A 14,833-nucleotide genomic window follows, 5' to 3' on the forward strand; every position below is an offset into this window, starting at 1 on the left:
TTATTTCTATATATTCCTTTTGTCCCCCCCCCGGGTGGCAACCCACCAACAGCCGCGTGAACCTGTCGAAGGTGGGGCGGTGTCGGATTGCGGCGTCCCCGCAATCCGACACCGCCCCGCCAACCCACGGATAGCCCGCTGTTGCCTTTGACGTTGACGTTGCCTTGAGCAGGTGCAGGGCGCAGCCCTGCCGAAAAACCTACTTCACCCGGCGGCCCGAGCGGTCGATGCGGAACCATTCGCCGCCTTCCATCGGCGTATGCCCATCGCCATCCGGCGTCCCGCGCCGGCACCCGTTGCAGACCTCCGCCACGCCATCCTTGAACGGCCATGCGAAATCGAACAGCGCCGGAACCACCTGGCGGAACTGCAGGTCGAAATAACCCACGCGATCGCCCACGCGCCCGCGCAGCAGGCCTTCCTGCGGCGTGTCCGGGCCGTTGTCCCAGGTCAGCACCAGCAGGCTGCGGCCCGTGCGGTCCACGTAGTGGAAGCCCTGGTCGGCATACACCACCGCCAGCCCGTGGTCGTCGTAATCCAGGTCTTTCAGCGCAGCTGCACTGATCTTCAGCGTGTGCCCGACCACCTCGCAGCCGGGCAGGGCCCGCAGGCCGTGCTCATCGGTCAGCAGCTTGCAGTCCGGTGCCTGTGCCAGCGCCGCGCCGCTGGCCATCAGGCTGCACAGCACCAGCGACCGCGCGAGGCGGCCACCGGCAGGCAGTGGTCGCAAAGGCCGCGCCGTCACTGCGCCTCACCCTTGCGTTCGAACGCGGTCGGCGCCGGCAGCTGCACCGGCACGCCCTTGTCATCGCAGGTGCCGGCCTGGCACAGGCGCTCGCGCAGGGCCGGGGTGGCCTGCACGATCATGTGGTAGATCGCGTTCTGCTCCAGCGTGCCACGGATGGCCTTGCTGCCCGGGCCACGTGCCCAGATGCCCACGTCTTCGCCACCGTGCGATTCGGACTTCATCGGCACCAGCGCTTCCTGCATGTAATCCGGGTGCGTCGTGTCCACGTCGTGCAGGTTCGGGCGGCCATTGGCCTGCTCGAAGCTGCTCGGGTTGTGCGGGTAGACCTTCGGGCCGGCTGGCTGCTGGTTGGTCGCGCCGGTGTGGCCCGGGCCGTTGGCGTAGCTCAGGGTGGTGTACGGCTGGCCGTTGCCGTCCAGTGCGTAGTCCAGCTTGCCGGCACCGTCTTCGCCGCCCTTGTCCTTCACCTTGCCCAGGATCGGGTTGCCACGCGCCGGGTAGCCGACGAAGTTGAGGGTGTGCGAGTGGTCGGCGGTGACGATGATGAGGGTGTCGTCGGCCGAGGTCAGTTCGTTGGCCACGCGCACCGCGTCGGACAGCGCCACGGTCTCAGTGAGGGCACGGTAGGCGTTGCCGCTGTGGTTGGCGTGGTCGATGCGCGCGCCTTCGATCATCAGCACGTAGCCTTCCTGGTGCTGCGACAGGTTCTTGATCGCGGCGGCGGTCAGCTCGGCCAGGCTCGGCTCACCGGCCGGGTCCTGCGGGCGCTCGTACTCGTAACGCATGTGGTCCGGCTCGAACAGGCCGAGGATCGCCGGTGCGGTGGCCGCGGCTGCCAGCTGGCTGCTGTTCCAGACGTAGGCACCCTGCGGGTGCGACTGCTGCCATTCCTGCACCAGGCTGCGGCCGTCCAGGCGCTGGCCGACCTTGTCGTCGTACTCGGGGTCGCGCTCTTCCACGGTGGTGAATTCGCCACGGCCACCGCCGAGGGCGACCAGCGGGCCACGGCCGTAGCGCGAGGTCGACAGCAGCTGCTGGGCGATGTCCTTGCAGCCGGCGGCCTTGGCCGCATCGGTCAGGTCGGTGTCGTTTTCCCAGTTGCGCTCGGGCGAGTGCGCGTAGGTTGCCGCCGGGGTGGCATGGGTCAGGCGCGCGGTGGAGACGATGCCGGTGGCCAGGCCGGCGCTGTCGGCCAGCTGCAGCCAGGTCAGCAGGCCCTTGGACAGGCTGTCGGCGCAGTCGCTGCGGCTGCCGGCGCTGACGCCGATCGCGCCCATGTGGGTCTTCACGCCGGTGGTGATGGCGGTCATGGTGCCGGCCGAATCCGGCGTCTGTGAATCGGTGTTGTACGTCTTGCTGAACGCCGTGGCCGGGAAGCGCTCCCAGGACAGCAGGTTTTCTTCGCCCGAACCGCCCTTCTGCTGGCCTTCGTAGATGCGCGAGGCAGCGACGGTGGTCAGGCTCATGCCGTCACCCAGGAACAGGATGACGTTCTTCGCCTTGCCGGACATCGCGCCATTGGCTGCCGCCTGGGCGGCGCCGCTGCGGTACCACCACTGCGGGGTCTCGCCGGCCGGGTGGGCGACGGGATCAACGGCGACCTTCAGGCCGGCCGGGGCGGAGGCGGGGGTGGTGCTGGCGCAGGCGCCCAGCAGCAGGGTGGTGGCGCAGGCGGCCAACAGGGAGACGGAACGACGCATGGACGCTGGGATCTCACAAAGTGTAACGGGGCGTTCATTATGCCCAACCCTGCAATGCACGCCGATGACACACTGTTTGCCGGTGGGGCGGTCGTACCGCCCGCCCGCTTGGGCTATCGTGCCAGCATCCCTTCCTTCCCCCCTGGATTGCCTATGAAGCTGGTCTCTGCCTGGCTGCGGATTCCATTCTGGCAGCGCGTGGTCGGTGGCTTCGTGCTCGGCGCGCTGGCGGGCTGGGCGCTTGGCCCGGCCGCTGAAACCTGGTTCGGCCCGCTCGGCGAACTGTACGTCACCCTCATCAAGATGATCGCGGTACCGCTGGTGTTCTTCGCGGTCATCAACGCCATCTCCTCGCTGCACGGCCAGAAGTCGGTCGCCGCGCTCAGTGGCCGCACCTTCCTGTGGTTCGTCATCACCGCCGCGCTGGCGGTGTGCGTGGGCCTGGGCGTGGGCACCGTGCTGCAGCCTGGTGCCGGTGGCCTGCAGCTGTCGATGGCCAACAACTACGTGCCGCGCGAAGTGCCCAGCGTGGTGCAGGTGCTGCTGGACGTGGTGCCGTCCAACGTGTTCTACGCGCTGTCGGGCATCGGCACCAAGGTCAATGCCGCAGGCGAAACCGTGCTGGCCGCCGGCCGCGGTTCGATCCTGCCGGTGATCTTCTTCGCCGGCCTGGTCGGCTTCGCCATCGTCAAGCTCGGCGAGAAGGTGACCGAAGCGCGCAAGCTGGTCGGGCAGATGAGCGACATCATGATCCAGGTGACCCGCTTCGTGCTGGAAGTCACCCCGATCGGTACGTTCGGCCTGATCGCCGGCCTGGTCGGCAGCTACGGCTTCGAGAAGCTGCTGCCGCTGGGCCATTTCGTGCTGGCGCTGTACGTGGCCTGTGCGCTGCACATCGTGGTGGTCTACAGCGCTTTGCTGCTGTCGCACGGGCTGAATCCGCTGAAGTTCTTCCGCGGTGCGGCGCCGGGCATGCAGGTGGCGTTCGTCAGCTCGTCCAGCTTCGCCGCGATGCCGGTGGCATTGCGTTCGATCACCCACAACCTGGGCGTGAACAAGGATTACGGTTCGTTCGCGGTGCCGCTGGGCGCGAGCATCAAGATGGACGGCTGTGGTGCGATCTATCCGGCGCTTTGCGCGGTGTTCATCGCCCAGTACAGCGGCGTGCCGCTGACGCCCGAGCAGTACGTGGTGGTGCTGATCGCTTCGGTGCTGGGCAGCTTCGGCACCGCCGGCGTACCGGGTACGGCGGTCATCATGGCCACCGTGGTGCTGAGTGCGGCCAACCTGCCGCTGGAAACCATCGGCTACCTGTACGCGATCGACCGCATCCTGGACATGATGCGCACGATGACGAACGTGACCGGCCAGATGCTGGTGCCGGTGCTGGTGGCCAAGGAAACCGGCCTGCTCGACCAGGCGGTGTACGACAACCCGTCGACCAACGTCGGCCTGGACGACCCCGATCCGACCCCGCCGCGTAGCTGAAGCGGCACTGCAACGGGCTGTATCAGCACCTGTAACACCGCTGATACAGCCCCCGCCGGGCCTTATGCAGCGTTGTTTCCTGCACGTTAAGGCAAACGAAATCCGAACGACTCTGTAACACCCTGCTGGCAATCCACCGCGCTGCAAGTGGCTGAACCGCTTGCTACCAAGGCGTTTGGAAGTTGGCACGGAAGCTGCTCTGTCCCTGCGCATACGCAACGGGAGAGCGGCATGGACAGCAGCACCACCCATCTCGGTTCCTCGGTCCGGCAGCTGGCGCTGCTGCTGGCCTTGGCCTGCCCGCTGGCGGCTGCCGCCTCCGGTGCACGCCAGGGTGTGAAGCCGCAGCCGGGCGAAATCGTCCTGCTGCGGGATGTGGCCGCACGTCCGGCCTATCGCATGGCGCCGCCCGGCATGGCGTTGATCGCCGACCCCAAACCGCAGCATGAGATCGCCACCGCACTCGGCAGCGGCGGCGGCTCCAGCGGCATGGACGAACTGAGCGATGACGACTATGCCGGGCTCGGCGCGGGCCAGACCGGCCACCTGGCCGCGCCCGGTGGCACCACCGTGGAGCGGGTGACCCACCAGGCACTCGGCGGCACCCTGGGCCGTTCCAGTGACGGCGCGCTCGGCGGCAATGCTCTGGGCGGTGCGATGAGCGGCCCGCTGGGTGCGGTCGGCAATACCACCCGCGGCATCGGCGACACCGTACGCGGCGCGCTGGCGCAGTTCCCGCTCGGTGCGGCTGCGCCGCAGGGCGGTGGCAAGTGAAGCGCGCGGCACGTGGCGCGCTGCTGCTGGTGCTGGCGGCTGCGCCGGCCCTGGCCTGGGCCGATGATTACAGCGGCATGCTGTCCTACCTGGACGTGGCCCGCATCGGCGACCGCGCGCTGGCCGGTGCCAGCGGCGCCATCATGGTCAACCAGGCCAGCGGCGACCTGAACATCCAGGCCAACCTGCAGGGCATGGCAACCGGCGACCAGGCCAACGTCGCCATCGCCGCACGCCAGCAGCGCCATGCCGACGTGGTGCTGTCCGGGCCGCTGCAGGCCAGCGCACATATCGAAGGCCAGGCGCTGGAAGGCGCCAGTGGCATCGCATCGATCAACCAGACCAGCGGCATCGCCAACACGACGTTCAACGTCGTCAGCGCGACGCTGGCCCGGCAAGGGATACGCGAGACCGACGACGCGGCTTTGGCGGCGTCGGACATCGCGTCAGCAGGGGGGCAGGGCGATACCGGTGACGGTGTTGCGGCGGGTATCCGTAGTGTCGGCGTTTCCGCGTCGGCACTGCGGGGCTTCGACGGTGTCCTGCAACTCAATCAGATCGCGGGAGCCCGCAACGACACGGCCAACGTGCTTGGCCTGGTCGTCCAGGGCAACCCGTGAGCAGTACCCACCACCCGATGTATCACTGATGAGAGAGGGCACCATGAAAGCGACCATCAAGCAGTCTCTGCTCGCCATGGCAATTGCTTCTGCCTCGACCGCTGCCGCGGCCAATGGCTGGGACAACCAGAACGCCAACGCGAACATCAACCACAACCATGTCGTGACCGAGACCCGCAACGACACCCACAACCACACCGACAACGAGGTCCGCAACTGGACCCGTACCAACACCACGGTGCGCAACAACACCGACAGCTCCACCGTGACCCGCAACCGCATGGTCAACGAGCAGGTACAGAAGAACAGCAACATCCAGGCCGACGAGCGCAAGGAAAAGAACAACCACGGCGTCGACGTGAACCTGGAAAAGGACCTGCGCCTGAGCAGTGACGTGAACTTCTCCGGCGATCCGACCATCACCGGCAACATCGACCTGGATTCGGCCGCCATCGCGGTCATCGACAACCGCCAGTCGATCAGCCACAACACCGCCGGCAACAGCCTGCTCACCAACAGCGCCTCGATCGCCGATGACGTCGGCTCCGGTGCGTCCGGCAACCTCGGCTTCAACGTCGCTGCCGGTGACAACAACGCGCAGGACAACGCCGCTTCGCTGTCGGCGGCTGATGCATCCTTCAGCTTCGGCATGGCCGACGCCGAAGTGTTCGTCAACCAGTCCGGCATGGGCAACACCACCGTCAACTACGGCGTCACCAACGCCGCCGGCCTCGGTGGCAATGCCTTCAGCGGCGCGTCGGGCAACATCGGCGTGAACATCGCTTCGGGCAACAACAACGAGCAGAAGAACGCGCTCGCTGCTTCGGTGGCCACCAGTGCGATGGCCCAGTCCAGCATCAGCTCCAACCAGGTCTCCAGCGGCAATGCCGTGAGCAACGCGGGCTTCGTGCAGTCCTACACCGACACCGTGGAAGTGGGCATGAGCGGTGGCGTGGGCGGCCTGACCCTGGCCTATGGCGCGGGCACCTACCGCGGCACCGGCAATGCCTACCAGATGGCCAACTACTATCTGGATACCTGGAGTGGCGATCTGCCGCACCCGGGTGGCAACGCCACCGGCCACATCGATCTGGACAACGAGATCCAGAACGCCACGCCGAACCCGGGCCGGCCGGGCGTCGGTGGCCTGGGCTTCGATACGCGTGAAAGCGGCACCAGCCAGTTCGTCGAGCTGGGCATCGCCGACCTGTACGCCAGCCTGAGCGGCACCGTCACGACCACCCGCTGGGTGAACGTGAATGCGACCAACACCGCGGCGCTGTCGGGCAGTGCGTTCTCGGGCGCCTCCGGCAACATCGGCGTGAACGTCGCCTCGGGCACCGGCAACCTGCAGGCCAACAGTCTGGCCCTGGCCGTGGCACAGCCGAGCACCGGTGGCGGCACCGGCGGCGGCGAGTAACTCCTGGCGTGACCGCTTTCGCAGCGAAGCTGCGTTGAGTGCAACAAGCCCGGCCATCCGCCAATGGCCGGGTTCCCCCGGGAGCCCCTGCTCCTCCTCCCCCTTGGGGCAGGGGCTCCTTCCTTCCGCTGGAGGGCACCATGGCCGCACACCGCTGCTGGATCCGCCTGTTGTCCTGCCTGCTGTTGCTGGGCAGCGCCCATGCGTGGGCAGGCGATATCGCGTTCACGGGCGTACTGCCCAATGGCGCGCTGATGCAGCAGAAGGTGGAAAGCATGCAGGAGCGGCGCTACCGCAACCTGGTGCGGCAACACACCGATTACAGCTGTGGCGCGGCCGCACTGGCCACCATCCTGCGCTACGCCTACCACCTGGATACCACCGAAGCGACGGTGATCGAAGGGATGATGGGCGTGTCCGATCCGCAGCTGGTGAAGGAACGCGGTTTCTCGCTGCTGGACATCAAGCGCTATGTCGAATCACTGGGCATGCGCGGGCGTGGCTACCGCATCGACGAGAACCGGCTGCGCACGTTGCGCGTGCCCGGCCTGGTCCTGATGGACGTGCGCGGGTTCCGCCATTTCGTGGTGCTCAAGCAGGTCCGTGGCGGCATCGTCGAGGTGGCCGATCCGATCCTCGGCAACCGCAGCCTGTCACTGGCTGAATTCAACGAAGCGTGGCCGTCGCGTGCTGTTTTCGTCGTGATCGGCAGCGACTTCGATCGCAATACCGTTCTTCTGCAACCCAGCGAGCGGCCCAGTGCACGTGCGTTGTACGCGCGGCAGGGCCCGATCACCGATGCCGAACTGGTCGATTTCGGCTTCAGCCACGCCGACCTGTTCTGAAGGAGGCTCGATCATGCTGTGCCAACGTCTGTTGATCGCCACGCTGCTGCTGTTGCCGGTGCTGCCCGCCTGGGCCGCTGAAGGCGCACCAGGACGTGGCCTGAAGGAAATACCCGATCCCGAACTGAACCTGATGCGTGGCCGCTACACCGTAGGCGGCAACAACGTCGCCTGGTTCGGGGTGACGATGATCTCGCAGTGGCAGGGCCCCAACGGCAGCAGCGTGCAGGGCGCGCTGACGCTGGGCATGGACTTCCGCCAGGGTGGTACGCCACGGCTGACGTTCCAGCCGCACGTGCAGGTCACCAACGCCGATGCCCCGCTGCCCACCACGGACAGCCGCAGCATCGACAGCAGCGGCCTGGCCAACGCCACCGGCCTGGTGCAGGCGGTGCAGGTGGCCGGCGATGGCAACACCGCGCGCAACGTGACCACCCTGACCGTACGTGACGGCGCAGTGCCGACCACCAGCGACGACGGCACCCGCATCGCGCAGATGCAGCAGGGCGGGGCCAGCGCCACGGCGGTGCTTGATGGCAACCAGGCGCGCCTGATGCTGCAGATCGACGGCCAGGGCCTGGTCCAGCAGTGGATCCGCAATGGCAGCGTCGGCCAGGGCATCGCCCTGTCCGGTGATGGCCAAGTGGCAAGCAACCGGCTGCAGCTTGAGCTGGTGCGCAACACCGTGGCCAGCAACCAGCCGTTGAGCCAGAACGTGGCCCAGGCGATCGCGCTGAACCGCGGCATGGGCCCGGGCCAGTAACACGGCCTGGTCAAGGGGGAAGGACGGACAACGCAGGCCAACGACATGCACACTTATTTGCGGCTTACCCCGCTGGCGCTGGCGGCGCTGGCGGCCAATGCCTTCGCCCAGGAACCGGCGACGGAGGCCAAGGACGGTGCCGACGTACAGGCGCTGATTTCCCAGCTGGAACAGCTCAAGGCCAACTACGCACAGGAAGTGCGCCGCCTGCGCGAGCTGGACATGCAGGTGCAGGCCATGCAGGCCCGCCTGAGCGGACGTGCCGGCGGCGCCACGACCCCGGCTGCACCCCTCGCCCCGGCGGCCGCAGCCGCAGCGCCACCCAGCAGCGAGGGGTATGCCAGTACCGCGGCCGAGGCCCAGCAGGCCAAGCAGGAGGCGCGGCGCAGCGTGGATGACGTGAAACAGCAGCAGGCGGCGCTGTTCTCGCGCAGGTTCACCCTGGAAAACAGCCTCACCTACGCGCGCTACGACCGCAAGCAGCTCAGCCTCAACGGCTTCCTGGCATTGGATGCGATCTTCCTCGGCAACATCGCCATCGAGAACGTCGAATCCGATTCGCTGACCTACAACCTGGCCGCGCGCTGGGGTGTCAGCCCGAACCTGACGTTGAACATGGACGTGCCCTACCTGGCACGGCGCACCGTGTACCAGAAGGGCGGTGCGGGTGGTGCGGCGGCGGCCATCGCGCAGGAAGAGACCAATGGCAACGGCCTGGGTGATATCAGCGCGAGCGCCAACTACCGCCTGTTCGGCGAGCGTGGCTGGCGCCCGGAAACAGTGCTGACCGGCGGCGTCACCGCACCCACCGGCCGCGCGCCCTATGGCCTGGACTGGAAGGTGCTCGAGCGCGATGACGATGACTACATCCGCTTCGCGGTGCCGCGCGAACAGCCGACCGGCAACGGCGTGTGGCAGGCCAACCTGGGCGTGTCGATGGTGAAGACCGCCGACCCGGCAATCCTGTTCGCCAACGCCGGCTACATCCATTCCTTCCCGCGCGGCTTCGACGATATCGACAGCAACCCGGACACCGTGAATCCCGGCGACGTGAAGCTGGGCGGGTCGGTGTACTTCGGTGCCGGCGTGGCCTTCGCCTTCAACGAGCGCACGAGCCTGAGCATTTCCTTCAGCGACAAGATCAGCGCACGCGCGTCGACGCGGTTCCAGGGCGGGCAGTGGGTGAAGGTGATCGGCAGCGATGCCAATGCAGCGTCGTTGAACCTGGGCGTGACGTATGCGCTGAATCAGCACGCGACGATGGTGACGCTGCTGGGCATCGGCCTGACCCCGGATGCACCGGACTTCACCCTGTCGTTCAAGGTGCCGTACATGTTGTAGCCGATTGCGGTGATGATGCATCGGTAACGCCGGGCTTCGCCCGGCGTTCTTTTTTCTCGCAGCGGCGCTCACGCTTTCAGTAGAGCCGAGCCATGCTCGGCTGGCTTCCTACCGCTCCGGTGGCAGCTCCAGCCGGTGCTTCCGGCACAACCGGTATACCGTCACCCGCGATACCTGCATGTGCCGCGCGCAGGCCGATACGTTGTAGCCATGCATCTTCAGCGTCCGCAGCAGCACATCGCGCTCGACCTGGCCGCGGGCATCCTGCAGCACCGCGCGCGGGGCAGGCGTCTCGGCGTCGGCCATGTCCAGGTCGCTGGCGCTGATCAGTTCGTGTTCGCTGACGATCGCCGCGCGCTGCACCCGGTTCAACAGTTCGCGCACGTTGCCGGGCCAGTCGAAGTGGCGCATCGCCAGGCGGGCGCCGGGATCGAAGCCGCGCGCGCGGCCCGGATGGCGGTTGCGGAAGCTGCGCAGGAAATGCTCGGCCAGCAGCAGCACGTCGTTGCCACGGTCACGCAGCGCCGGCATCGGCAGCCGCAGCACGTTGAGCCGGTAGTACAGGTCGCGGCGGAACCGCCCCTGGGCCACGGCCTGCTCGAGGTCGACATGGGTGGCCGCCAGCACGCGCACGTCCACCCGCAGGGGCTGGTTGCTGCCGACCCGTTCCAGGGTGCCTTCCTGCAGCACCCGCAGCAGGCTGGTCTGGGCGTCGGCAGGCAGGTCGCCCACCTCGTCCAGGAACACCGTGCCGCCGTCGGCGGTTTCAAACAGGCCCACCCGGCGCTGCGCGGCCCCGGTGAAGGCACCGCGCTCGTGGCCGAACAGCTCCGACTGCACCAGGCTGGCCGGAATGGCGCCGCAGTTGACCGCCAGGAAGGGCCGGCCGGCACGACCGGACAAGGCGTGCAGGGCCTGCGCCGCCAGTTCCTTGCCGGTGCCGGTTTCGCCGGTGACCAGCACCGGCAGTTCGACCGGGGCGAACTTGTGCAGGGCAGCCCGTACGGCCAACAGCGCTTGGCTGTCGCCGATCAGGGCCGGCAGGCCGCCGCCGTCGCGCATCGATGCCGTGGGCGGATCCTCCTCGCCGCAGTCACGCTGCATCGCCGTCAGCAGGTCCTGCAGTTCGCGGGGCAGGGTGAACTGGTCCTGGCAGGCACGCAGCAGCGGTGCCCAGCTGGGCGGCGGTGCATCCAGGCCTGCCGGCAGCACGGCCAGCCAGGGCAGGTGGTGGTGCTGCTCGACCCAGGGCAGCAAGGGCCCCAGCGCCTCTGCATCGAGATGGCGCAGGTCCAGCACGGCCACCAGGTGGTCGCGCCCGCGCAGGCCCACGGCCATGGCGGGCGAGGGGCTGACGCAGCGCAGCTGCCAACCGGCGGCCGCCAGCGCCTCGCGCTCGCCCGCCAGGGGTTGGCCGAACCAGATCACACAGCGTGATGGAACCTGCAGGCTTGCCGCCATGCCTTCCCCCAAGCATCCGGGCAACGCGGGCGGTGTCAGACTGGGCATCGCCGCGTGCCGCCCCACGCCGGGATGCCATGGCCGCATCCAGCGGCCCGTCGCGGCAGGTATCCCGCCGTGACATCAAAGACCAACGCAGGCCGCGCCGGCCAGCGGCCACGCATCGGCGCTGCAGGACAGGCGGGCAACAAAAAAGCCGCTGCAGGGCAGCGGCTTCCGGTGCGGGCGCGGGTGCGGCGGGCTCAGAGCTCGACGCGGCGTGCCTGCATGAACTTGTTGCCCCAGTAGCCGGTCAGCAGGGTGTCGACGCGGACGTCCTTGCCGGTGCTCGGTGCGTGCAGGAAGCGGCCTTCGCCGACATAGATGCCGACATGGTCGACGCGACCCTTGCGGCCGAAGAAGACCAGGTCGCCGGCGGCCAGCGCGGCACGGTCGTTGATCAGTTCGGCATTGTTGTCATGCGCCATTTCGCGCGAGACGCGCGGCAGCTCGATGCCCAGGGCCGAGCGGAACACGTAACCGACCAGGCCGCTGCAGTCGAAGCCGCTGTCCGGGTTGCTGCCACCCCAACGGTAGGGGGTGCCCAGCAGGGTCATTGCACGGCGCAGCAGGGACTGCACCTTGCCGTTGTCATCCAGGTTGCCCACCACGGCGCCAGTGGCGACGCTGCTGGTGTCGTAGTTGGCGAGCAGGCGGCTGAGGTCGCCGGCAACCATGGCCGAGCGGTCCATCAGCGGAATGGTGTCGTTGGCGGCCAGATGCGGCAGCAGGGCGGCCAGGGTGGCGCTGGCGGCGGCATCGGCGCGGCTGCGCTGGGGAGCGGCAGCGTCGGCCTTGGCGGCCGGCCGGGCGGTCTCGGCCACCGGGGCCGGGGTCGCATCGGTCTTGGCGGGGGCACTCTGCGACCAGGCCGGGAGGCTGGTCAGACACAGCGCCAGGCCCAGGAAAAGAGGGCGGACACTACGTGAAGAAGCGGCGGTCTGGCCTTGGCCTTGCAGGTCGTCAGTCGTCACGCGTCGGTCACAGGAAAAAAACGATGGGGCATCATGCCCTGTAAAAGCGTCAATAAGTTAAAAATTCCGTTAATAAAGCGTTATTCGCTCAGTGATGCTCGTCACAGTTTTGAACATATCGCCTGTTCATTTTAGCGAAGAACGCGTTTCGCTCCTGTGTAGTGGTCTTTCCAGTAGGCGCCGCTGAGCGAGTCCAGGCGGACGGTGCCGCCGGTGCTCGGCGCGTGCACGAAACGGCCCTCGCCGACGTAGATGCCGACATGGGTGACGTTGCCGCGGCTGCCGAAGAACACCAGATCGCCAGTGGCCAGGCGCTGCGGGTCGATCTTCGGCCCCTGCACGGCGGCCAGGTCGCGCGAGGTGCGCGGCAGCTTCAGGTCGACCATCTCGCGGTACACGTAGGTCACCAGGCCGCTGCAGTCAAAGCCCGAGTCGGGCGTGTTGCCGCCATAGCGGTAGGGCGTGCCGACCAGGCTGATGGCGCGCATCAGTACCGAATTGGCGGCCTCGGGGTTGTCCGGCGTGGTGGCCGGCCAGTGCGCCGACGGCGGCGGCGTGGCGGGGCGGACGGCCTTGCCGCCACCGCAGGCGGCCAGCAGCAGGGGCAGGGCCAGCAGCAGGGCGGGCGCGAGGATCCGGCGCAGGCCGGACGAAACTGGCGTCTTTTGCATGTTCTCCGGATAATGCGCCACCTTGGATTGGCCGTCATGATGGCGGCGTCCCCGCCGGGCGACAACCCGCCCCAACCCGCCTGCCTCCGGCAGATCCAGACAGAGTTGCGCATGAAGATCGAAAAAGACCGCGTTGTCCGCTTCCACTACACCGTCTCCGAGGTCGGCCAAGCGCCGATCGAATCGTCCAAGGACCGCGGTGAGCCGCTGTCGATCCTGATCGGCCACGGCAACATCATCCCGGGCCTGGAAAACGCCATGATGGACAAGGAAGCCGGCGCGACCTTCGACGTCGATGTCACGGCGGCCGATGCCTACGGCGAGCGTCGCGAGGGCCTGTCCCAGCGCGTGCCGAAGAAGCACTTCGGCAACGCCAAGCTGGTCCCGGGCCAGCAGGTGGTGCTGCAGACCAACTTCGGCCCGCGCGCGGTCACCGTGCAGAAGGTCGGCATGAGCGTGGTCGACGTCGACTTGAACCACCCGATGGCCGGCAAGGACCTGCATTTCGACGTCGAGATCGTCGAAGTGCGCGAAGCCGCCAAGGAAGAAATCGACCACGGCCATGTCCATGGCGACGGTGGCCACCAGCACTGATCGCAGCGCGATCGTGAGGGCAGCAACGACCCGCTCCGGCGGGTCGTTGCGTTTCTGGAACACGGCGCGGCCGTCCACGGCGCGCAGGGCGGCGGCATAATGGCGGACCTGCCTGCCGGATGCCCCGTGAACGCCGCTTCCCTTTCCCTGCAGCCGGTGGCTTCCGGCGAACGCATCGCCGTGCTGGACGTGCTGCGCGGAGTGGCCCTGCTGGGCATCCTGCTGATGAACATCGAGGCCTTCAGCGGACCGCTGGACCTGGCCTTCACCGGCATCGACGCGCGCTGGCACGGGCTGGATTACGTGGCCGACGCCTTCGTCTACATCTTCGTGCAGGGCAAGTTCTTCACCCTGTTCTCGCTGTTGTTCGGTGCCGGCTTCGCGGTCATGGCGCAACGCGCGCAGGCGGCTGGCCGCGAGTTCACCCCGTTCTACCTGCGGCGCAGCCTCGGCCTGGCGCTGATCGGCCTGTGTCATGCGCTGCTGGTGTGGTCCGGCGACATCCTGGTGCTGTACGCGCTGGTGTCGCTGCCGCTGCTGGCCTGCCGCGAAGCGCCGCGCAGCTGGTTGCCGTGGATGGGCATCGTGGTCTACCTGGCCGGCGTGTCGATGATGCTGCTGATCGGCGCGATGGTGACGCTCTCGCCGGCGCAGGACCTGCAGAAAATGGTGGTCGATGCGCAGCAGGCCATCGACCAGCAGCGCCTGGTGTACGGGCAGGGCAGCTGGATGGAGGGCAACGTGCAGCGCCTGCATGAGTTCGGTTCATCGCTGGGCGCGCTGGTGATCACCGGGCCGGAAGTGCTGGGCATGTTCCTGATCGGCAGCTGGTTTGCCGGCAGCGGGGCGCTGGCCGAACCGGACCGCTTCCCCCGCCTGTATGCCGGCCTGCGCTGGGTCGCGCTGCCGCTGGGCCTGCTGGTCACGCTCGCCGGGGTGCTGTGGAAGCCCTACCTCGCGCCGGGCCAGTACACCCTGGAAACCACGGCGGTGATGTCGCTGGTGTCGGTTGGTGCGGTGCCGATGTGCCTGGGCTACCTGGCCTGGATCGTGCACTGGCGCGCGCGGCTCGGCTGGCTGGCACCGGCAGGGCGCATGGCACTGAGCCACTATCTGGCGCAGTCGCTGGCCTGCACCTGGCTGTTCAACCACTACGGGCTGGGCGGGTTCGACCTGATGCCGCGCGCCTGGCAGGTGGTGTTCGCGTTGCTGCTGTTCGCGCTGCAGGTGGGCATCTCGCACTGGTGGCTGCGGCGCTTCCGCTTCGGCCCGATGGAATGGCTGTGGCGCGCGATGACCTACCGGCAGTGGCCGCCCATGCGCCGCGAGGTCGCGCAGGGCTGATTCCCGCCTGTGCCGCTCACGTTGCGCTGCATGTTCCCCATGGCATGCTCG

At 67.8% G+C, this 14,833-nt stretch carries 14 protein-coding genes; 9 read left to right on the forward strand and 5 right to left on the reverse strand.

The genetic code is table 11. The features are described from left to right. Positions 1-199 precede the first annotated feature (199 nt). Positions 200-745: a WG repeat-containing protein gene (locus QMZ26_RS15215; protein WP_283221941.1), complete on the reverse strand. Its 546-nt coding sequence runs from the start codon at positions 743-745 to the stop codon at positions 200-202. Continuing rightward, the gene (locus tag QMZ26_RS15220; RefSeq protein WP_108747122.1) at positions 742-2,448 is read right to left on the reverse strand and encodes an alkaline phosphatase; all 1,707 of its coding nucleotides are present in this window, start codon (positions 2,446-2,448) and stop codon (positions 742-744) included. The genes QMZ26_RS15215 and QMZ26_RS15220 overlap by 4 nt, the downstream gene beginning before the upstream one ends. Before the next feature lie 153 nt (positions 2,449-2,601). On the opposite strand from QMZ26_RS15220, the gene QMZ26_RS15225 reads away from it, so the two are divergent. The 7 genes from QMZ26_RS15225 (at position 2,602) to QMZ26_RS15255 (ending at position 9,699) form a co-directional block, all read left to right on the forward strand. After that, a complete protein-coding gene (locus QMZ26_RS15225; RefSeq protein ID WP_079222671.1) occupies positions 2,602-3,936 on the forward strand; it encodes a dicarboxylate/amino acid:cation symporter in 1,335 nt (444 codons plus the stop codon). 231 nt (positions 3,937-4,167) lie between these two features. Beyond that, the gene (locus QMZ26_RS15230; RefSeq protein WP_079222670.1) at positions 4,168-4,710 is read left to right on the forward strand and encodes a hypothetical protein; all 543 of its coding nucleotides are present in this window, start codon (positions 4,168-4,170) and stop codon (positions 4,708-4,710) included. After that, positions 4,707-5,330 carry a hypothetical protein gene (locus QMZ26_RS15235; protein ID WP_283221942.1) on the forward strand — a complete coding sequence of 208 codons (624 nt, stop codon included), beginning with the start codon at positions 4,707-4,709 and terminating at the stop codon, positions 5,328-5,330. The genes QMZ26_RS15230 and QMZ26_RS15235 overlap by 4 nt, the downstream gene beginning before the upstream one ends. Before the next feature lie 43 nt (positions 5,331-5,373). Continuing rightward, entirely contained in the window at positions 5,374-6,750 is a 1,377-nt protein-coding gene (locus QMZ26_RS15240) for an adhesin (protein WP_079222668.1), read from the forward strand. Positions 6,751-6,890: 140 nt separating this feature from the next. Next, the gene (locus tag QMZ26_RS15245; protein WP_079222667.1) at positions 6,891-7,595 is read left to right on the forward strand and encodes a C39 family peptidase; all 705 of its coding nucleotides are present in this window, start codon (positions 6,891-6,893) and stop codon (positions 7,593-7,595) included. A 13-nt stretch (positions 7,596-7,608) separates the two neighbouring features. Further along, on the forward strand, positions 7,609-8,358 hold the full coding sequence (locus tag QMZ26_RS15250; protein ID WP_283221943.1) for a hypothetical protein: 750 nt from the start codon (positions 7,609-7,611) through the stop codon (positions 8,356-8,358). 45 nt (positions 8,359-8,403) lie between these two features. Further along, on the forward strand, positions 8,404-9,699 hold the full coding sequence (locus QMZ26_RS15255; protein WP_079222665.1) for a transporter: 1,296 nt from the start codon (positions 8,404-8,406) through the stop codon (positions 9,697-9,699). A gap of 108 nt (positions 9,700-9,807) precedes the next feature. Here the strand turns inward: QMZ26_RS15255 and QMZ26_RS15260 are convergent, their stop codons facing one another. The 3 genes from QMZ26_RS15260 to QMZ26_RS15270 form a co-directional block, all read right to left on the reverse strand. Then, positions 9,808-11,160 (reverse strand): sigma-54 dependent transcriptional regulator, encoded by a 1,353-nt coding sequence (locus QMZ26_RS15260; protein WP_079222664.1) that lies wholly within the window; start codon positions 11,158-11,160, stop codon positions 9,808-9,810. Between the two features lie 242 nt (positions 11,161-11,402). After that, positions 11,403-12,173 carry a C40 family peptidase gene (locus QMZ26_RS15265; protein ID WP_200732305.1) on the reverse strand — a complete coding sequence of 257 codons (771 nt, stop codon included), beginning with the start codon at positions 12,171-12,173 and terminating at the stop codon, positions 11,403-11,405. 131 nt (positions 12,174-12,304) lie between these two features. Beyond that, on the reverse strand, positions 12,305-12,844 hold the full coding sequence (locus QMZ26_RS15270; RefSeq protein WP_200732306.1) for a C40 family peptidase: 540 nt from the start codon (positions 12,842-12,844) through the stop codon (positions 12,305-12,307). A gap of 111 nt (positions 12,845-12,955) precedes the next feature. Here QMZ26_RS15270 and QMZ26_RS15275 point away from each other — a divergent pair, with 111 nt between their 5' ends. Then, the gene (locus QMZ26_RS15275) at positions 12,956-13,438 is read left to right on the forward strand and encodes a peptidylprolyl isomerase (protein WP_079222661.1); all 483 of its coding nucleotides are present in this window, start codon (positions 12,956-12,958) and stop codon (positions 13,436-13,438) included. A 99-nt stretch (positions 13,439-13,537) separates the two neighbouring features. Then, positions 13,538-14,782 carry a DUF418 domain-containing protein gene (locus tag QMZ26_RS15280; RefSeq protein WP_283221944.1) on the forward strand — a complete coding sequence of 415 codons (1,245 nt, stop codon included), beginning with the start codon at positions 13,538-13,540 and terminating at the stop codon, positions 14,780-14,782. Positions 14,783-14,833 lie beyond the last annotated feature (51 nt).

This window comes from Stenotrophomonas sp. PFBMAA-4, assembly GCF_030053215.1.
Taxonomy (GTDB): domain Bacteria; phylum Pseudomonadota; class Gammaproteobacteria; order Xanthomonadales; family Xanthomonadaceae; genus Stenotrophomonas.